Origin of the sequence: Odoribacter sp. N54.MGS-14 (assembly GCF_000980295.1) — a bacterium.
GTDB classification, from domain to species: Bacteria; Bacteroidota; Bacteroidia; order Bacteroidales; family Marinifilaceae; genus Odoribacter; species Odoribacter splanchnicus.
Genome location: NZ_LARL01000062.1, coordinates 1 through 18,400, shown reverse-complemented (window position 1 = coordinate 18,400; position 18,400 = coordinate 1). Strand labels below are relative to the sequence as shown.

The 18,400-nt window shown below is 44.3% G+C and carries 20 protein-coding genes; 7 read left to right on the top strand and 13 right to left on the bottom strand.

Annotation, left to right across the window (positions count from 1 at the left end; all coding sequences use genetic code 11):
- The first annotated feature begins 126 nt into the window (after window positions 1–126).
- Complete coding sequence (locus WS42_RS11605) at window positions 127–1,293, top strand: thioredoxin family protein (RefSeq protein ID WP_046451125.1); 1,167 nt, start codon at window positions 127–129, stop codon at window positions 1,291–1,293.
- 73 nt (window positions 1,294–1,366) lie between these two features.
- Here WS42_RS11605 and WS42_RS11600 read toward each other — a convergent pair whose 3' ends face one another.
- On the bottom strand, window positions 1,367–1,816 hold the full coding sequence (locus WS42_RS11600) for a DUF2059 domain-containing protein (protein ID WP_046451124.1): 450 nt from the start codon (window positions 1,814–1,816) through the stop codon (window positions 1,367–1,369).
- A gap of 110 nt (window positions 1,817–1,926) precedes the next feature.
- Window positions 1,927–3,075 carry an OprO/OprP family phosphate-selective porin gene (locus tag WS42_RS11595; protein ID WP_046451123.1) on the bottom strand — a complete coding sequence of 383 codons (1,149 nt, stop codon included), beginning with the start codon at window positions 3,073–3,075 and terminating at the stop codon, window positions 1,927–1,929.
- Window positions 3,076–3,306: 231 nt separating this feature from the next.
- Between WS42_RS11595 and WS42_RS11590 the strand changes: the two genes are divergently transcribed.
- Window positions 3,307–3,942 carry a lactate utilization protein gene (locus tag WS42_RS11590; protein ID WP_022159551.1) on the top strand — a complete coding sequence of 212 codons (636 nt, stop codon included), beginning with the start codon at window positions 3,307–3,309 and terminating at the stop codon, window positions 3,940–3,942.
- 34 nt (window positions 3,943–3,976) lie between these two features.
- Window positions 3,977–5,302, top strand: a complete 1,326-nt coding sequence (locus WS42_RS11585; protein WP_022159552.1) for an MFS transporter — start codon at window positions 3,977–3,979, stop codon at window positions 5,300–5,302.
- On the opposite strand, the gene WS42_RS11580 is transcribed toward WS42_RS11585, so the two are convergent.
- Genes WS42_RS11580 through WS42_RS11555 form a run of 6 tightly spaced genes read right to left on the bottom strand, consistent with a single transcriptional unit; the run spans window position 5,299 to window position 11,342 of the window.
- Complete coding sequence (locus WS42_RS11580; protein WP_046403694.1) at window positions 5,299–6,621, bottom strand: DUF58 domain-containing protein; 1,323 nt, start codon at window positions 6,619–6,621, stop codon at window positions 5,299–5,301. The two genes, WS42_RS11585 and WS42_RS11580, sit on opposite strands and share 4 nt — an antisense overlap.
- Window positions 6,621–7,592 carry an AAA family ATPase gene (locus tag WS42_RS11575; RefSeq protein ID WP_046403695.1) on the bottom strand — a complete coding sequence of 324 codons (972 nt, stop codon included), beginning with the start codon at window positions 7,590–7,592 and terminating at the stop codon, window positions 6,621–6,623. Before WS42_RS11575 ends, WS42_RS11580 begins: the two co-directional genes overlap by 1 nt.
- A 3-nt stretch (window positions 7,593–7,595) precedes the next feature.
- Window positions 7,596–8,768, bottom strand: a complete 1,173-nt coding sequence (locus WS42_RS15555; RefSeq protein WP_202189690.1) for a DUF4350 domain-containing protein — start codon at window positions 8,766–8,768, stop codon at window positions 7,596–7,598.
- Window positions 8,765–9,493, bottom strand: coding sequence for a DUF4129 domain-containing protein (locus WS42_RS11565; RefSeq protein ID WP_046403697.1), 729 nt, complete (start codon window positions 9,491–9,493; stop codon window positions 8,765–8,767). The genes WS42_RS15555 and WS42_RS11565 overlap by 4 nt, the downstream gene beginning before the upstream one ends.
- Complete coding sequence (locus WS42_RS11560; protein WP_046403699.1) at window positions 9,477–10,352, bottom strand: hypothetical protein; 876 nt, start codon at window positions 10,350–10,352, stop codon at window positions 9,477–9,479. Before WS42_RS11560 ends, WS42_RS11565 begins: the two co-directional genes overlap by 17 nt.
- A gap of 24 nt (window positions 10,353–10,376) precedes the next feature.
- The gene (locus WS42_RS11555) at window positions 10,377–11,342 is read right to left on the bottom strand and encodes a stage II sporulation protein M (RefSeq protein ID WP_013613140.1); all 966 of its coding nucleotides are present in this window, start codon (window positions 11,340–11,342) and stop codon (window positions 10,377–10,379) included.
- 86 nt (window positions 11,343–11,428) lie between these two features.
- Between WS42_RS11555 and WS42_RS11550 the strand changes: the two genes are divergently transcribed.
- From WS42_RS11550 to efp, 3 genes are all read left to right on the top strand, one after another.
- Window positions 11,429–12,130 carry an RDD family protein gene (locus WS42_RS11550; RefSeq protein WP_046403701.1) on the top strand — a complete coding sequence of 234 codons (702 nt, stop codon included), beginning with the start codon at window positions 11,429–11,431 and terminating at the stop codon, window positions 12,128–12,130.
- Between the two features lie 617 nt (window positions 12,131–12,747).
- Complete coding sequence (locus WS42_RS11545; protein ID WP_046403702.1) at window positions 12,748–13,086, top strand: DUF5684 domain-containing protein; 339 nt, start codon at window positions 12,748–12,750, stop codon at window positions 13,084–13,086.
- A gap of 318 nt (window positions 13,087–13,404) precedes the next feature.
- Window positions 13,405–13,971 (top strand): elongation factor P, encoded by a 567-nt coding sequence (gene efp, locus WS42_RS11540; RefSeq protein ID WP_013613136.1) that lies wholly within the window; start codon window positions 13,405–13,407, stop codon window positions 13,969–13,971.
- 53 nt (window positions 13,972–14,024) lie between these two features.
- Here the strand turns inward: efp and rnc are convergent, their stop codons facing one another.
- The 3 genes from rnc to WS42_RS11525 are packed head-to-tail and all read right to left on the bottom strand — an operon-like array spanning window position 14,025 to window position 16,280.
- Window positions 14,025–14,765: a ribonuclease III gene (rnc, locus tag WS42_RS11535; protein WP_013613135.1), complete on the bottom strand. Its 741-nt coding sequence runs from the start codon at window positions 14,763–14,765 to the stop codon at window positions 14,025–14,027.
- A 24-nt stretch (window positions 14,766–14,789) separates the two neighbouring features.
- Window positions 14,790–16,028: a beta-ketoacyl-ACP synthase II gene (gene fabF, locus WS42_RS11530; protein ID WP_022159530.1), complete on the bottom strand. Its 1,239-nt coding sequence runs from the start codon at window positions 16,026–16,028 to the stop codon at window positions 14,790–14,792.
- 15 nt (window positions 16,029–16,043) lie between these two features.
- Window positions 16,044–16,280 (bottom strand): acyl carrier protein, encoded by a 237-nt coding sequence (locus WS42_RS11525; protein WP_013613133.1) that lies wholly within the window; start codon window positions 16,278–16,280, stop codon window positions 16,044–16,046.
- 173 nt (window positions 16,281–16,453) lie between these two features.
- Here WS42_RS11525 and purN point away from each other — a divergent pair, with 173 nt between their 5' ends.
- The gene (purN, locus tag WS42_RS11520; RefSeq protein ID WP_046405379.1) at window positions 16,454–17,029 is read left to right on the top strand and encodes a phosphoribosylglycinamide formyltransferase; all 576 of its coding nucleotides are present in this window, start codon (window positions 16,454–16,456) and stop codon (window positions 17,027–17,029) included.
- Window positions 17,030–17,158: 129 nt separating this feature from the next.
- On the opposite strand, the gene WS42_RS15550 is transcribed toward purN, so the two are convergent.
- Complete coding sequence (locus tag WS42_RS15550) at window positions 17,159–17,785, bottom strand: DUF6266 family protein (protein ID WP_202189691.1); 627 nt, start codon at window positions 17,783–17,785, stop codon at window positions 17,159–17,161.
- Window positions 17,786–18,139: 354 nt separating this feature from the next.
- Entirely contained in the window at window positions 18,140–18,283 is a 144-nt protein-coding gene (locus tag WS42_RS15545; RefSeq protein ID WP_182400491.1) for a hypothetical protein, read from the bottom strand.
- Window positions 18,284–18,400 lie beyond the last annotated feature (117 nt).

Below are 18,400 nucleotides of genomic sequence, written 5' to 3'. Positions count from 1 at the left end.
AACCTTCTATTATTACAACTTCAATACCGGAACCGAAGTTACTTATCTCCCCCGAGATAATAATTCGGAATATTTAGGTTATATTGTTGCCCGGGCGATGAAGGTAGTAACTAAAAATTAACCATAATGAAAAAATTAGTATTCAGTTTATTCTTTATAGCGATTCTGCTTTCTGCCACTGCGCAGGAAAGCGGAATCCGCTTTTTCCACGGCAGTTGGGACGAAGCGGTGGCTTTGGCCAAAAAGGAAAAGAAAAAGATCTTTATCGATTTCTTTACCGAATGGTGCGGTCCCTGCCTCAACATGGCCCTGACGGTTTTTCCATTACCGGAGGTAGGAGAAGTATACAATAAAAATTTCGTGTGTCTGAAAATCGATGCCGAAAAAGGAGAAGGCCGGGAATTGGCGAAAAAATACGGGATCCATTCCTATCCGAGCTATATTTTCGTAAATCCCAAAACAGAGACACTCATTCACCGGAGCGGAGGAAATAAGCCGGCTGCCGATTTTATCGCCGACGCGGAAGGTGCACTCGATCCAAAGCTCAGTTCTGTGTACTTAACGGAGAAATACAAGAGCGGGAAGTATGACAGTGATTTTCTGATCGACTATATCCACAGACAGAAGGTTTCCGGTAATCGGAACGTACAAAAGGATTTTGATAAATTGATCGAAATGGGAGGAAAACTCACCGATCCGAAAATCTGGGAATTATATGTCGAATGTATCGGAGGATACAATAATCCGTATGTGAAAAAAGTGGCCGATCATTATGATGAATTCGTCCGTCTGTTCGGTAAAGAAGCCGTCGATGCCAAACTCACCGAAGCAACAGCATATGCTCCGACCGCATTTACTGAATCGCTGCCCGAGTTCGAGGGGAAATACTATAACCTGAAAATGGCCGAACTGACCGGTCTGTTCCGTCAAAACAAATATGACGAAGCCTGGGACTTAGTCGACCGGTTAGCACAGGATAAAAATATCGATCAGGCCAAATTCGTCAAGGCGTTGTCTTTCTATACCCGCGTTAATCCCGATTATAACGATAATGAACTGACTTTCGAACAATTGGCCAAGAAGGTAAAATATACCAAATATGTCGCTTATAACATGTACGACCGCGATGAAGCCATGCCGCATTATTATTATGCGACCGCTTTGGAATATCTGATTAAAAGAGCCCAGGAGGAAGGTAAACAAATTCCGGCTTATATCTACGAAACTCCCCGATATGGGAAAGAGAAATACGATATGCGCCATCCGTTGCTCAAACAGAAACCGAAAAGGTAAAAACAATATGGCATGTGCAGAAGCCCTTCAGGCTCATGCTCATGCCATTCCAAATTCCAAGACAAACCGCCCTTTATTTCAAATACCCTTTTTCCTGTGCTTTCTGCATCAGTTCCTGCATCGTCTGCATCCCGATCTGTTGGGCGATAGGTAATATTTCGGCTGTCGCTTTGGGATTCATTTCAGACAATTTCTTTCCTACCGGAGTTTCATAAAACTTGATGATCTCTTTCAGATCATCCAGCGTAAGGTATTTTTTATACACCGGGATCACCGCCTTGATCATCTTGTCATACATCCCATTCATAGAAGCATCCAGCTCTTTCCAAAATTCATCGGGGGCCTGAGGCAACTGCTGCTTTAACATAGCTGTCATCTGAGGGAAGATTTGTTTCATGGCATCCATGGTATGAGTCATTTCCAACATCTTGGCAACTTGCTTCTCATACTCCTGATTATCCTGTGCCTGTACACCGAGTGCCACACACCACAATACGGCTAAACTTACCAGAATCTTTTTCATATTATTAAAATTAAATCTTATCGGTCACGACAGAATAAGCCCATCCGATCCGGGAAATTTATGGACTTTTCCGACCGGTCTAAGGTAAGGAAATTTTTATCGTCTGCAAACTAAAATGAAAATTGCAGCCGGGCCTGAATCAGGTCGAAATCATCACCTCCCTTGGGCGAACTATTTCCGACCATCATATGGGTATAATTGATTTTTGCTGCTACATATTTATTGATAAAATAATTCATTCCCAAAGAAATATCCGTCAGTCTCCCTCCCCGGATACCGGCATCATTCAGGTCGATCATATTATAGCGGCATAACACTTCAAGGCTTTTGGGAGCAGGATTGACGATCATACCGGTAGCAGCATTATAATTATGCTTTGCTCCCAGAATCATGTATCCGATCTGACCGTACCATCCTTTGCCATTGTAATTATCGGCCTGAAAACGATTCAGGTGTGCCAGAAAATATTGCCCCTGGAAATACCATTTATTGTAGAGCAAAATCATTTCGAGATCAAGCTTCCATTGATTAATCACCTGATCCACTTTTGCCTCTACATACGAATTATCGTCTTTCGTCAATAAATCGGTCGGTATGCCGGCATTGAAAGTGATCGTTTCCTGTCCGCTACTGAACCGGGGTGCGACAGAAAGATGGACAAGTTTCTTATCTTTCAACAGAGGCCGGCCGATCAGTTTCGCCGCCAGGGAATAGCCCTGATCCAGCGACTTGGACTTCTGTACATCTCCGTCGCTGTATATACCTCCCATAAAATTAAACCATTGGTGATTATAGCTGTAGCCTACCCCCAATTTCCGGGAATTTCCCAACGCTTTATCCGAAGCAGCATTGGTCATAAAACGAAAATTCGTCGTTCCTACCCGGGAATTTCCGAAAGGCTCATATTGATAACCGACCCGGACAGCCTGTTCACCGAATTTGTAAGTCAGGAAAATATCCTTCATACTGATCTTACTGTCTCCATACCCCAATTCTATTTTAGCTTCCCAGTGCTCCAGAAAACGAATCTGGGTCCCTAAACGGATATCGTTCACCTGAAAACTACTACCTAAATCGGTGGTATCGTTAAAAAAATACCCTCCGTCAAAAAATACACGGCCTATCAACCGCCATTCGAAACCATTCGCCCCCCCTTTTATAAACTCCTGAGCAGAAAGTGAAATAAAAAACGAGGAAAGAAAAATACAGGAAAAAAGCAGAAAAAACCGAAGACCTAAATGTGTGAGCAATCTTTTCATAATCGATGTTATTAAGGGTGTAAAATTATAAAATGAAATATTAACAAACAAATTCCAGATAAAAAGAGTAAATCCCTATCTTTGTCCATCACTTAATCTATCATTTCAGTTACAAGAGTTCCAGGTTGTTTTTACCCTCTTTACCGGCTTTGTAACTACAGCGGACAGCATCGGTGATTCACGGATAATCATCGGTCGTATACGTTAAAACAGACAAAAAGTAAACAAAATATGAACAAAGAAATCATCGACAAAACTATTGCAGCTTTACGCCACAACCATTTCGAAGTATTTTTTGCCCATAATACAGCCGAAGCCAGTGCGATATTTTTCCGGGATATCTTTCCGGGACTACAGGTGGAGACTGTTTCCTGGGGCGATTCCGAAACGATGAAGGCTACGGGCGTTTTGAATGAATTGCGAAAAAATCCGGAACTCTCGGTCATCGATAGTTTCGCTCCGGGTATGAGCCGGAAACAAAAGATCTATTGGAGACGCCAGGCTCTGTTAACCGACCTGTTTCTAACGGGGAGCAACGCCCTCACACAAAAAGGTCAATTGGTCAATCTGGATATGATTGGTAACCGGGTCGGCGGTATCACTTTCGGGCCTAAACATGTGGTATTGTTCATCGGTATCAATAAAATCACCGCAAACCTGGAGGAAGCCATGCACCGGGTCAGGACCATTGCAGCTCCCCGAAATGCAATACGCCATGAAGGCTTCCGTACCCCATGCCACAAGACCGGTGTATGTATGGATTGTAATAGCCCCGACCGGATTTGTAACGTCTGGACAATTACAGAAAAGAGTTATCCGGCAGGCAGAATCAAAGTCATTTTGATCGGAGAGGAACTGGGGCTTTAAACGAAACAAAATCAGGGATTAAAAGAAAAAGAAAGTGATTCGAGGATTACGGGAGATCTTACCGGATAACGGTAAGGCTTTTTCATCTATTCTGATATCGTTGAAGACGCGTAATTTCCGGTTGTATTTCACGGGGATGTGTGTGTCGCTGACCGGAACCTGGATGCAACAGATTGCGATGAGCTGGCTGGTATACCGCCTGACCGGTTCGGTATTTTTGCTGGCAACGGTAACTTTTATGGCCCAAATTCCGATTTTATTGGTCACCCCCCTCATGAGTGTTTTTGTCGATCGTTTCGACCGGCAAAAAATACTGATCCTGACCCAATCTTTATCTATGGTACAAGCCCTTTCGATGGCTGTACTGACCTTGAGCGGCGTGATCGAAGTATGGCATATCCTGATTTTAAGCCTGCTGATCGGTTGCATCAACGCACTGGACAATCCAACCCGTCAAGCCTTCTATCCGAGTTTGGTAGCCAAAGAACATCTCAGCAATGCCATCGCGCTCAATTCGGCTGTGATCAATGGTTCCCGGCTCATCGGCCCGGCAGTCGGAGGAGTACTGATCGGAATCTTCGGTGAAGGGCTCTGCTTTCTATTGAACGGGATCAGTTACCTGGGAGTCATCATCGCCCTTTCCCTGATGCGCCTGTCACCTTTTACCGTTCAGCACCGCCGGCAGAATGTGCTCACAGATATACAAGAAGGTTTCTCCTATGTGTCCGGTAACATTCCCATACGGGCCCTGTTGTTGTTAATGAGTGCCGTTAGTTTCTTCGGCTTGCCGCTCATGACTTTTATTCCGGCTTATGTCAAGGATATTCTTCAGGGAGATAGCGAGATGCTGGGATTTTTACTATCCTGCATCGGAGTGGGCTCTTTTCTGGCCGCCCTTTACCTCGCAGCCCGCAAAAGCGTAGTCGGCCTGGGTAAGGTAGTCACGATATCAGCCTTCCTGCTGGGGATCAGCCTGATGATTCTATCGTATATCGATACTTATTGGATTGCAGCACTCATTTGCCTGCCAGCAGGATTTGCCATCATCAGTACGGTAGCCTCTATCAATACCCTGTTACAAACGTTATCCGATGAAGATAAAAGAGGACGTGTCATGGGATATCTGGCCATGACTTTCACCGGAATAGCTCCGGTGGGGAGTATGTTTCTGGGCAGTCTGGAAAAGCAAACCGGTTTACCGGCTATCATCCTGATCTCAGGTGTTTCCTGTGCTCTCGGAGGAATTATTTTCGAATACTACCGCCCATTGGTACGGAAACATGCCCGGCAAGTCTATATCCGAAAAGGGATTATCCAGGAAATTGCAACGGGGATCGATGCAGCAGAAGAGCAGATTTAAACAAGTCCCCTTTCCTTCATTTCCAGATAGCCATCGATCACCGTAGCGGTCAGTTTTTCGGGTTCGGTCAGAATGGTATAAATACCGGCATTTCTCAGCTCGTGGGCGATACGCCTTTTCTCTGTAATAAAACTTCCGGCTAAAGCTTTGAAATAGATATCCCGGATGCTCAAGGCCGGTTCGGTCACCACCCGGTTGATCTCTGTGTTTTCAAATAAAACAATCAGCAGCAAATGGTTATCCGTCAACCTTTTCAAGGCCGGCAAACGGCGCTTCATCCCGTTGACGGTATCGAAATTTGTAAAAAGGATCAGCAGACTCCGGTTATGGATCCGCCGGGAAGCCGTGATGCACAATTGCTCGAAATCCGACTCCAGATAATAAGTCTGCTGACTATAAAGCGCCTCGCTGATGCTATTCAGCTGCAACCGGCGGTTATCTGCTTTTATCAACGCTCCGGCTTTATCAGAGAAAGTCAGTAATCCGGCTTTATCTCCTTTTTTCAGAATGATATTCGCCAAGGCCAGGGTGGCATTGATCGCATAATCCAAAGTCGTCATTCCCCGAAAAGGAGCTTGCATGGTTCGTCCTTTATCGATCACGCAATACACGGGTTGTGAACGTTCTTCGGTATAGGAGTTGACCATAAGCCGGTTGCATTTGGCCGTCGCTTTCCAATTTACGGTACGGGGATCATCTCCCTGGACATAAGGTTTTATCTGGTCGAAAGCTGTGGAAATACCAGCCACCCGTATCCGTTTTATCCCGTTACCGGACTGCCGGCCTGTAAATGCCAGTAATTCGTATTTCCGCATAGAGACAAAGGAAGGATAAACCGCCACTTCCTTTTCTTTTTCGAAGGAATAGCGGCGTTCGACCAGCGACAAACGGGAGGTCACGAATACCCTGACCTGCCCGAACCGGTAAGCCCCTCGTTTTACAGGGCGGAGGAAGTAAGTACCTTCTTTGTGTTCGTGGGAGGACAGACAAAAATTCAAACTGTTGTTTCTTTCCTGAAATTCGACCGGCGCTTCATCTACGACACGCACCCGGACCGCAAAAGGATACTTGTTTTCCACCCGGATCCGTACCGGATTTTCTTCCCCGTTGGAAAATTTATCCCCTACGATACGTTGTGCACCGAATGCCTTTCCGAATCCATACAACAAGGTGATATCCACAACGACGAGTCCCCCTCCGCATCCCAAAGCCCAGATTACCCAGGGATATACCCGAGGAAATACGAAGGTCAGCAGTAAAGCGAATACCCCACCCCACAGGAACATAAAAAAACGCCGGTTCAAAAAGAGTTCCTTCATTATCTGGGAATTTCGACTTTAGCGATCAATTGTTGAATGACCTGATCCACCACAACCCCTTCCAACTCTTTCTCGGCCGAAAGCTGCACGCGATGCCGCAATACCGGAGCAGCCAGATATAATACATCCTCAGGAACGACAAAATCACGTCCGCTGATGGCAGCAAATGCTTTTGCACTATTCATCAAAGCGATCGATGCCCGGGGAGAGGCACCCAGGTACAACCAGGCATTGTCGCGGGTTGTACCGACGATATCTACGATAAAAGCTTTTATTTTTTCGTCGACATGCACATCATGTACTTTCTCCCGTAAATAGCTCAATTCCCCGACCGATACCACCGGAGTTTGTTCTTTCCAACTTTCGGACGATCTTTTATCGTGTAATTCCAATATTTCAACCTCTTCTTCTTTTCTGGGATAATCCACTAAAATTTTAAACATAAACCGGTCGAGTTGGGCTTCCGGCAGGCGATAAGTGCCTTCGTGTTCTACCGGATTCTGCGTTGCGACGACCATAAATGGAAACTCCATAGCATATTCTACGCCATCATTGGTAATCTGTCTTTCTTCCATAACTTCAAAAAGGGCTGCCTGCGTCTTTGCCGGTGAGCGGTTGATCTCATCCACCAATAAAATATTGGTAAATACAGGCCCCTGCCGGAACTCGAATTTTCCTGTAGAAGGTAAAAATACCGAAGTCCCGAGGACATCACTCGGCATCAGGTCGGGAGTAAACTGAATACGGCAGAAACCGGCTTCGATCAGATGGGACAACACTTTAGCCATCAATGTTTTGGCCACCCCGGGCACTCCTTCGATCAAAACATGGCCGTCGGCCAGCAAGGCCGTCAGTAACAAATCGACCACTTGCCGCTGCCCGATAATCACCCGGGCCATTTGTTCTCTTAACAAACTAATTTTCTCATTCAACGCTGAAAAATCTATTCTCGTTTCAAAACCAGTATCCATATTTTATTGATTTAATTTCCTGTTAAAAAGTTCTGTTCCCTGTACCAAATTACGCAATTCGGTTTCATTCACCTGCCGGGTGGTCCTGATTTCCGTGATCAGCTGTACCAGTCTGCGGGTATCTTCCTCCTCTACCCCGGAGCGTGCGGATAATCCGAGGATAAAGGGTTCGTCCAGCCGGTCGGTAGCCAGTTGATATCTGGTCCTGACCTCTCCCAGAAAATAGTCGGTCAGTTTTAAAGCAATCGCCGAATGTTCTTTCTGTTTATAATAAAGTGAACTCACGGTAGCTATAAATTCGAGCATTTTATTTTCCGGAGGGTGGATTACCGGAATCGGACGTTGTTCTCTCCGTGCACGGAACAGCACATAACACAAAGCTCCTGCCAGCAACAGATAAAGCGCCCATTTTAAGGCAGGATATTGCAGAATCACCCGCAAAGGTGTTTGTGCTTCCTGCCTTCCCAAGGTGCGGTAAGCGTCCCAAATCACTGTTCGACCTTTATCCGGTAACCACGACAACGCCTTGTAATAATAATCGCCACAGACACTATCCAAAACCCAGCGATTGGTGAAAGCCCAGGGATTCAAATTCAGGAATACCTGTCCCCGCCCATAGGGTAGGCGTATAAAATCGGTGGAATCATTATCGATCCTACCCCCCAAACGTTCGCCTTTAAAATCAGCCGGCAAGACAAAATAGCTACCGTGCCGGATTTTATAAAACGGATATACGTGCCCGGGAGCAAAAAGCAATTTACTGCCGCTGGGGTTCAAATTCTGTTCCAGCTTCAGAGATAAAGCATTCAACAGCGTGTCGGCAATCCACCCGGCGGCAACGAACATATCATTTCCTTTCTCTACCCACTGCATCAAATGTTTCAATTCAAGGGCATCGATCCGATAGTCCAAACCGACAAAAATGTATGTCCCGGCAGATGTATCCCGCCCACTTCCGAACTCTTCGGCTATCGACAAGCGCGAAGTCCTGATCTTTGAAGCCGGGAATAATTCAGGCAAGCTCCGGTATGTAATGTAAGTACCGTAAGGGATCTTATCCTTCGGCGAATACGTTTCGGACCAATCTACCGGCTGGGGACGATTTGCCTCATACCAGGTGTAGATCAGTGATAAGATCAACAATAATGCAATACCGACAAAATTTCTAATCTTCATTTTTTCAGTTTATCCCGGAATTCGTCGAACACCGGTTCAAGTTGCCCATACAGAGAAGCACTCACCTCAAAATCGCCGTAACACACGCAATCGAAAATATAAGCGAGCTTTTCAAAATCATCCCTTAAGGCTTTATCTTTCAATTCATAGTAATAGGATCTATTCGTTTTATGGGCATCCCAGCGGATCATTCCTTTTTCATCCATCAAATGCAACAAGCCTCCATAGCGAATGCGGATAGCCAATTTGAAATCATTTTCCGCCACGGCTTGTTCCAGCATTTGCCGGTAAGAAAGTTCGTTCCAGGCTTCACCTATCCAGGGGTCCATCGTTTTCTGAAAGTCCGGTTCCGATTTTGCAGTCAGCCAAAACTTGCTGCGTACGAGTTTATAAATACCAAAAACGACGATCAGCCCTGCCAGCACTTTCAGCAACAAGTCCAGCCATACGATATCTTTATGCGTGTAACTACCGAAGATATGCTGCATGAGCCACCACCTCAATCTCTGCCACCAATCGCCGGTTTCGGCGACCGGTTTCACCGAATAATCGAATGCCGGATCGTCACGGTACTGTTGTAAAAAGTTTTCTCCGGGAGTACGTTCCCGATAAGCGATCCGGCTAGAATCCGATACCGACTCCGCCGAAACCGAAGCAGTCCCCTCCTCTCCCCGCCCCACAAGCAGAACGACGACAAAAACAATATATTCAATGCATTTCTTCACGCTCCGGCATTTGTTTATCCCTATTCCCGATCTGTCCGATCTTACTCAACAGACCGGTATGTTCTTTCTGTTCCAGATAAGTGAAGAACCGGACTGCAATACCCACCACGGAGATCAGTTGCAACAGGCTTTGTCCCAGGTTGGCGAACAAAAGACTAAAAGTCGTTTCGTAAATTCCAGGAAGCTGCTGGGTAAAAATAGTCTTAAAAGTCAATACCAGGTAGGGAATGGAAAAAATATAAGAAAGCCCGCCGACAATCAACTGTAAAACGATCACATACCCGAAGAAATTCCACCACTTTCCCTTCAACAGCTCTCTCGAACCGCTCATTCCCGCCGAGATCGACCGGTTTTCCAGTATCATATAATAGAATACGAAACCAAAAACGACTCCCAGATAAATCCCGGGAGCAATAAAGAGTATCATACCGAAAACAACCATCAGCAAATAGATAACTGCCCACAACAGGGATTTACCCAGATTACGCCACATCACCTGCCAAACCTCTCCCGGAGTGATTCTTGCCTCGTCGGCCGCAGCAACTTTATCCTGATAGACACGAATATAAGCGATACCGATCAGCGACATCCAGAAATAGATCACCATCGTCAAAAGATTGGTCAACAGGCTATTGGTCAGCATATCGAGCGACGATCCGGCATATTGATCAGGCTGTACGATCGTAATCAAGCTCTCACGAGCCGAATAGCTCATAAAAAACAATCCGATAAAAACAACAGGCAGGGCAATCACCGCAAAAGACCTCAGCAAAGGCTTAAATTCCTGTTTAATAAAATTAAAAGTCAGGGTAATCGAATCACTGAACCCACGTACCTGATTAAAATTAATCTTTTCCATTCACATGTATATTTAAAATATCAATCAATCTATTTCTCCTTCGTTCAACTTCTGTCTGCGCCCGATGATCACAGGATAAACGATAAAATAACCGATCACGCCGACAGCCGAAATCCCGATACAGAGTGCACCGACGACAGGCATAGCATCTGCATAACGGGTAATATAACTCTCGATCACGCCGGCCAGAATAAAAAAGGGAACTAATCCCGCTACGATCTTCACCCCACGAACAGCTCCCCGCCTGAAAGAAAACAAACGGGGATAAGTCCCGGGAAACAAAAAGCTATTCCCCATAATCAGCCCGGCAGCTCCGGCAATAATAACCGAAGTAATCTCGAAAGTACCGTGTGCCCATACCGACATGACGGAGTGGGCCAATAAACCGTATTTATAGAAAAAATATTCGAAAGCACCGATCATCATCCCGTTCGAGAAAAGGATCCACAAAGTTCCGGCCGAAAAAAATAACCCGAAAGCAAAAGCGATAAAAGACACCCGGATATTGTTCGTCGTAATCCGCAAAAACATCTCCCATTCGTCTCCCTGGTTATAAACGCCCATCGGTTTACCGGAAGTGATATTATCGATGGTCATATTCACATAAGTATCTCCCAAAATCAAGCGGATGAACGACTCATCGTGAGCAGCTGAAAATACCCCGACAAAAGCCGACAACACGAAAAAGAAAAAGGCAAAAAGTAAGGTTTTGTATTCGCTGGCCAACAGTAAAGGCAATTCTTGTTTCCAAAAATACCATATCGGTTTATTTTTCCGCACAGGCCGCGAGTTGATATCGGTTTGATAACCGGCAATCAGCTGGTTCAGGTAGCGTTCCACCTCGCTTCCCGGATAAAAAGTACGGGCATAAGCCAGATCATCGGACAATTCGATAAAATTAGCAGCCAAATGCTCCGCATCCGGTTGCTGTCCGTTTTCCATATTTTTCCATTTATCTTTATTGCGTGAAATAAACCGGGCTTCTTTCATACTCTCAGTTAAACAGCATAAAAGTATATTTTTTTCAGAAAAAAACATATGTTTGCAAGATAAAATAGAATATAAATTCAACTTATATGGATATATCTATACGTACTGCCCAGCACGTCAATATTGCATACCAGCCGGCAGGATTGGTGAACCGGATAGGGGCAACCCTCATCGACCTGGCTTTCTTAGGCGGAATATACATACTCTGTTTCACCCTGGCTTCCCTCAGTAGTATTTTCAGGAACACCACGACAGCCATTATCTTATTGGTCATTTTAATGTGTTACCATTTTGTTTGTGAATACTTTTTTCATGGCAGGAGTCTGGGTAAACTAACTTTACATTTAAGGGTCGTACGGCTCGACGGCCGAAAGCTCTCTTTCTGGAATTGTCTGTTGCGCTGGATATTGCGTCTGGTAGACATCAGTGCCAGTATGGGTATTCTTGCTATGCTGAGCATTATCATCAGTTCGAAAATGCAGCGTCTCGGGGATTTGGCAGCAGGTACCACGGTCATTCATGAAAAAAAGGACACCGATCTGAGACGGATCAGTTTTTTCGAAACACCGGAATCTTACCAGCCGACTTTTCCCCAAATCGCTATGCTTTCGGATAAAGACATGGCCATTGTCCGGGAAGTGTTCCGGGAATTCGAAAAAAACAAAGAGTATAAACTCCTGGAGCCTTTATCGGCTAAGATCAAGGAATTGACCGGAATAGAAACTCATATGAATAATTTACAATTCATCCAAACTATATTGACGGACTATATTCATTTGACGAAATAAATTTGGTAGTTATATACATATTTACACTTATAAACGTAGGTTTATTTTTTCTTTCTATTCCGCTTCCGGTTTTTATACCGTCAGACCGGTTCGCCTGGAACGGTCCGCTAAGGCTTTCCTTCACTGACCGGCGGAACTCCTCGCAAGCTCGTCAGACACCACCGGTCGGGCGTTCGGAAACCCTAACCGGATCCTCGTCCCCGCTCCAATGGTCTTCCGGCATAAAACCCTCCATCTCACGGCAGAGCTAACCGGTAAAGAAAATACAAGCGGAAATTTACAACAATAGGAAGCCTGATCATCCGGATTATTTCCAAAGAAAATGCCTTTTATCAAATCAAGACCAGTATACAATTCTGTGATAACGTTAGGCGAAGGTGATCGGGATTGGCGACCATTGGAGACGAATTAGTAACGACGAAATAAACCTACATTTAGGATAAACATGTATATAAATACCATAAATTTTATGAATTATTAAGTTTTGATCAGATACCGATATCAAATTCAAAAAAAATTCCAATCAGACGTAACCGATTCCAAAAATATGTATATTTGCATAATCTAATCAAGATTTAGGTGTGCATCATTACTTTTATAACTAAAAACTAAAAATTATGATTGGTTCTATTATTTATCTTGCGATTGTCGTGATCTCAATTGCAGGTATGTGGAAAACATTTGAAAAGGCCGGGCAACCGGGTTGGGGATGTATCATTCCGATTTACAACATCTATCTGATGACTAAGATAGCAGCCAAACCGGCCTGGTGGGTGATCATGTTTTTCATTCCGTTGGTAAATATTGTATTCGCTATCATGCTTTACAATGAAATAGCCAAAAAATTCGGTCAGGGAATCGGCTTTACCATCGGTCTGATTCTTTTACCTTTCGTTTTCTTCCCGATTTTAGGTTTCGGTGATCACGCTTATCAAAATGAAGTAGCCGCTCAATAATCTTTCGGAGCTATAATAAAAAAGGCTGGCAGAAAAGTAATTTTTTTGAAATGCCCCCTAAAAGTTAAATACAAAACTTTTAAGGGTCATTTCAAAACTCTTCCTTAGTTAAATTACATCTATTTCACTTTTCAAAATAGCCAGTATTATTTCACACAATCCAACGCAAACGAACGACATTCCCCCGGATGCATTGAAAAATAGTTTTCTCCAAACAGCTCAGAATGAAATCCATAAGCGATTCACTTGGCATTTTGATCCCTTTTTTCTATATTTGCAACCTCAAAATAAAATTATAATCAAAAAAATACAGAATCAATGGCAACAACAGCAGATTTCCGTAACGGACTATGTATTGTATTCAAAGACGATTTATATACAATCGTACAGTTTCAGCATGTAAAACCCGGTAAAGGTCCGGCATTCGTGAGAACCAAGCTGAGAAACGTAAAAACCGGCCGTATACTTGAAAACACATTCACCTCTGGAGTTAAAATCGACACGGCCCGTATCGAAAGACGTCCGTATCAATTCCTGTACAAAGAAGGCGAAGACTATGTGATGATGCATACCGAGACTTTCGAACAGGTAAACATCCCGGAAGAACTGATCAATGCCCCTCAATTTCTGAAAGAAGGAGATGCAGTAGAAATGGTTGTACATGCCGATACCGAAACTCCGTTGTATGTCGAGTTGATGCCGAGTGTCGTGTTGGAAGTGACCTATACCGAACCGGGCCTGAAAGGCGATACCGCTTCATCTACCGCACTGAAACCGGCAGAAGTGGAAACCGGCGCCAAAGTAATGGTTCCCCTGTTCATTGAAATGGGAGAAAAAATCCGGATTTCGACAGCCGATGGCTCTTATGTTGAAAGAGTAAGATAATTCATAATTACGATTTACGATTTACGTTCAGAATCGATTGTAAATCGTAAATCTTAAATTTCTATATTTCCGTCAGCTTCTTTCGATAAGATATCGATAACAATTTTAGCCGCATTTTGTTCGGCTTCTTTTTTGGAAGTGCCTTCCCCTTTTCCTTTTTCTTCCTCGCTAAGCATCACGGTGCAACAGAATTTACGACGTCCGCGAGCCACTTCGTCTGTCTGGAAATGGATATCGACTTTATTTTTTTGTCCCCATTCGATCAGGCGGCTTTTGTAGTTGGTGTCGATCGTCACCAGATCTTTGATATCGAAGAAATTGGGAAAGATAAACTTCTCGATAAACCGTTTGGTATTAACGAATCCCTGATCCAGAAACATCGCCCCGATAAAAGCTTCGAATACATCTCCGTAAATATGCTTATTCCGGGAGATATCCGATTTTGCGACGACAGCTTTATCCAGGCCGATATTAATGGCCAATTCATTCAAAGATTCGCGGCTGACTACTTTAGAACGGACACGGGTAAGAAAACCTTCGTCCTTTTTAGGAAAGAATTTATACAATAATTCAGCGACAATAGCTCCCAGGACGGCATCTCCTAAAAACTCCAGACGTTCGTAATTGAGCACAACCCCTTTGGAAGTCATCTTCGATGCCGACTTATGCAGCAGAGCCAAACGATACAGACTCTTATTGTTGGGCACAAAGCCGATCTGAGAAATAGACAATCCATAAAACTTCCCGTTACGATTCAGGTAAAGTCTTATGGATTGAATGATTTGCCTAATCACAGCCCTAAAGAATTTAGTATGTGATTATTTTTTGATTACGACACATGCATTGTGTCCACCGAAGCCAAAAGTATTGCTTATGGCTACTTTCACTTCCCTCTTTTGCGGCTCGTTGAACGTAAAATTCAATTTCGGATCGAGCTCCGGAGCCAAAGTATGGAAATTAATCGTCGGAGGAACAATATCATTCTTTACAGCCAACGTACAAGCGATCGCTTCTACAGCACCCGCAGCCCCCAAAAGGTGACCTGTCATAGATTTCGTAGAACTGATATTCAACTTGTAAGCATGCTCGCCAAACGCTTTCAGGATAGCTGTCGGTTCGGAGATATCTCCCAACCCGGTCGAAGTACCGTGTACATTGATATAATCGATATCTTCGGGTTTCATACCTGCATCTTCAAGAGCCAGCAACATCACTTCATAGGCCCCGTCCGGATCCGGAGCGGTCATATGATAAGCGTCGCAGTTTCCGGCACCCCCTGCAATCTCTGCATAGATATGTGCACCTCTGGCCACAGCATGTTCATACTCTTCAAGAATCAGGGCAGCTCCACCTTCACCGATCACAAAACCATCCCGGTCTGCATCGAAAGGACGGGAAGCTGTCTTCGGGTCATCGTTGCGGGTTGAAAGGGCTTTCATCGAATTGAAACCACCTACACCAGGAACGGTGACAGCAGCTTCAGAACCACCGGCAACAATGGCATCAGCTTTTCCTAAGCGAATTAAGTTCAATGCATCAACAATAGCGTGAGCCGACGATGCACATGCAGAGACCGTCGTATAGTTCGGACCTTTCAATCCGTTTTCTATAGCGATCATGGCTCCTCCCATGTTAGCGATCATCTTAGGTATAAAAAAAGGATTGAATCGAGGCGTACCATCTCCTTTCGAGAAAGTATCACACTCCTCGAAAAAAGTCTGCAAGCCACCGATTCCTGCTCCCCATATTACACCTATCCGCTTTTTGTTCGCTGTTTCCAGGTCCAAACCCGAATCTTTAAGCGCCTCTCTTGCAGCGATGATACCGAATTGAGTATAAAGATCCATCTTCCGAACTTCTTTCTTATCGAAATATCCGGTCGGTTCGTAATTTTTCACCTCACAAGCAAACTGTGTGCGGAATTTTGATGCATCGAAACGAGTAATAGGACCGGCGCCACTGACGCCTTTCAATAAATTGTCCCAAAACTCAGGCACATTATGACCTAAAGGGTTGATTGTTCCAAGACCTGTAATTACTACTCGTTTCAAATCCATAAAAACAATATTAAATTACTTTGCGTTAGCTTCCACGTAAGAGATAGCATCACCTACAGTAACAATTTTTTCTGCTTGATCATCCGGAATAGTAATATTGAATTCTTTTTCCAGTTCCATAATCAGCTCAACAGTATCCAAAGAGTCGGCACCCAGATCATTTGTGAAGGTAGCTTCGGGTTTAACTTCTGATGCATCTACACCTAATTTCTCTTCAATAATCCGTTGTACTCTTTCAGTAATGTCAGACATAGCTTAAAATTTTAATTAGACATTCTTTTTACTTTAACACTCTATGCAACAAGATTTGCATAATTATCTAAATTCAGATGGCAAATTTAGACTTTATTTTTTTCACTAAAAAATTTTTTGCCAAGAATAAACTTTTATTACCTTTATCGTCTTGATTTTTAAATGCTTACACCATGAAAAAAATAGCAATATTTGCCTCAGGATCAGGTTCTAACGCTGAAAATATCATTCAATATTTTGCTCAAAAACCGCAATTCTGCGTAAAATCTGTCTTTTGTAATGTCCCGGATGCTTACGTTCTGGAACGGGCTAAAAAATACCGTATTCCATCTTTTGTTTTCAACCGGGAAGAGTTCCGGAATCCGGACAAAGTATTCCGCCAGCTCCAGGAACAGGAGATCGATTTTATCGTATTAGCCGGCTTTTTATGGCTAATGCCCTCTTTTATCACCGCAGCCTGGCCGAACAAAATCGTCAACATCCATCCGGCCCTTCTTCCGGCCTATGGCGGTAAAGGCATGTACGGACACCATGTGCACGAGGCCGTTATTGCAGCCGGCGAAAAGGAAAGCGGCATCACCATTCATTATGTCAATGATCACTACGACCAGGGCGCTATCATCTTTCAGGCCAAATGCCCGGTGCTCCCGACAGACACCCCCGACGACCTTGCCGCCCGGGTACACGAACTGGAATACCGGTATTTCCCGCAGATCATCGAAGAGACGATTTTGAAACAGGAGGTCTGAGTAAACCTTGCCATTCCCCGCAAGTCACCTGAAAATGAACTAAAAAAATAGTGTGTCAAAAATTTTTGACACACTATATCAATAATCAGGCAAATTATGTCTCATTCCGGCAATCGCCCGGTCTGCCTGTCAGGAAATCTCCAGATGTAACGTCCTGCTGGCTGTCTTGCCATCTGCACTAGTTGCAAAACAATAAGCCATAACAGCGCCACTCCACAAATCAGAGACTTCGATTACCGTTTCTCCGGCTTCACCGCGCTGCCCTATTGGCACCAGACGCGTAAACAGCTGTTCGGTATCCAGAAGCAGCACATACACAACATCATCCGGATGGCAGTTGCTTTCTGCCGGCATCTCCGGATAGCTTGCTGTATAGGTCTGCGACTCCTGGTCGTAGGTCAGCGTCACCTCCGGCGGATAAAGACTACCGTTCGAAAATTGGAGTTTTTCAAAATCGATCTCAATGCCTTCATCTGTTTTACGGAAACATTCTTTGTTCGCCGAATGCCAGGCATTCTTAGGCGTTATTCCCCGTTTCCGCTGAGGAAAACCCACTTTGGCGATTTCCTTCATTTGCCCCGCCATTTGCGAGGCGGATTTGAATCTGGCCTTCACTTCTGCCTGCAAGGGAGTATTGGATTTATATTCGCTCTTACTCAAAGACCTGACATAATTTACGCCATCCTTTATATAATAAGCGACACCACCAACCTTGCTCACATAAGCACCGGCCAGATCCGGCTTGACCTTTCCCATAATTCATTAATTTATGGGGTTTGACATCATCTGCTCTGTCCTTCCGGACAAAATAGATATTCATTTTTTTCGACAGCCCCAAGGCTGTCTTCAAAACAGTTGAACGGATAGGATACGCGTGCGCACCATCGTATAACCTGCCCGCAACCGTCAAAGGAATCTATTCACCCTATGAACTGTTTTCCGGCAAGCACAGGACAAGGGGGATTATATTCCGTATTGGATCCAACACATAAAAGAACGTAGAATTTCGCCCGATTTACGATTGTCTTATTGTGGCGTTTCATTCTGATAGCAAAGATAGAGTAAAATATCGGATATTTTCAAAAAAAATCCACCGTTTTTCTTTTCGGATTAGTAAAATAATGGCGTGATTATCAATACCATATCGAATAGCAACACCTGTATCGGCATCTGTCGGAACAGCAGCCGGAAACACCTGCTTTTCCGCTCCGGTATCATCTCCCGCATCATCACCGGCATCATTTTTTGCATCATCACCGGCATCATTTTTTACATCATCACCGGCATCATTTTTTACATCACCATTTGTATTTCTTCGTCGTCACCCACACCATCTTCCCTCTCCCCTTCCATATCCTTTTTTAATTCATT

Bases quoted from the DNA above. Each gene is read 5' to 3' on its own strand.
- WS42_RS11590 (WP_022159551.1), top strand. From the start codon at position 3,307: ATGAACAAAGAAATCATCGACAAAACTATTGCAGCTTTACGCCACAAC.
- efp (WP_013613136.1), top strand. From the start codon at position 13,405: ATGGCAACAACAGCAGATTTCCGTAACGGACTATGTATTGTATTCAAA.
- WS42_RS11580 (WP_046403694.1), bottom strand. From the start codon at position 6,621: ATGAAGGAACTCTTTTTGAACCGGCGTTTTTTTATGTTCCTGTGGGGT.
- WS42_RS11605 (WP_046451125.1), top strand. From the start codon at position 127: ATGAAAAAATTAGTATTCAGTTTATTCTTTATAGCGATTCTGCTTTCT.
- WS42_RS11550 (WP_046403701.1), top strand. From the start codon at position 11,429: ATGGATATATCTATACGTACTGCCCAGCACGTCAATATTGCATACCAG.
- WS42_RS15550 (WP_202189691.1), bottom strand. From the start codon at position 17,785: ATGGGAAAGGTCAAGCCGGATCTGGCCGGTGCTTATGTGAGCAAGGTT.
- WS42_RS11545 (WP_046403702.1), top strand. From the start codon at position 12,748: ATGATTGGTTCTATTATTTATCTTGCGATTGTCGTGATCTCAATTGCA.
- WS42_RS15555 (WP_202189690.1), bottom strand. From the start codon at position 8,768: ATGAAGATTAGAAATTTTGTCGGTATTGCATTATTGTTGATCTTATCA.
- WS42_RS11525 (WP_013613133.1), bottom strand. From the start codon at position 16,280: ATGTCTGACATTACTGAAAGAGTACAACGGATTATTGAAGAGAAATTA.
- WS42_RS15545 (WP_182400491.1), bottom strand. From the start codon at position 18,283: ATGATGCAAAAAATGATGCCGGTGATGATGCGGGAGATGATACCGGAG.
- WS42_RS11555 (WP_013613140.1), bottom strand. From the start codon at position 11,342: ATGAAAGAAGCCCGGTTTATTTCACGCAATAAAGATAAATGGAAAAAT.
- WS42_RS11560 (WP_046403699.1), bottom strand. From the start codon at position 10,352: ATGGAAAAGATTAATTTTAATCAGGTACGTGGGTTCAGTGATTCGATT.
- fabF (WP_022159530.1), bottom strand. From the start codon at position 16,028: ATGGATTTGAAACGAGTAGTAATTACAGGTCTTGGAACAATCAACCCT.
- WS42_RS11600 (WP_046451124.1), bottom strand. From the start codon at position 1,816: ATGAAAAAGATTCTGGTAAGTTTAGCCGTATTGTGGTGTGTGGCACTC.
- purN (WP_046405379.1), top strand. From the start codon at position 16,454: ATGAAAAAAATAGCAATATTTGCCTCAGGATCAGGTTCTAACGCTGAA.
- WS42_RS11595 (WP_046451123.1), bottom strand. From the start codon at position 3,075: ATGAAAAGATTGCTCACACATTTAGGTCTTCGGTTTTTTCTGCTTTTT.
- WS42_RS11575 (WP_046403695.1), bottom strand. From the start codon at position 7,592: ATGGATACTGGTTTTGAAACGAGAATAGATTTTTCAGCGTTGAATGAG.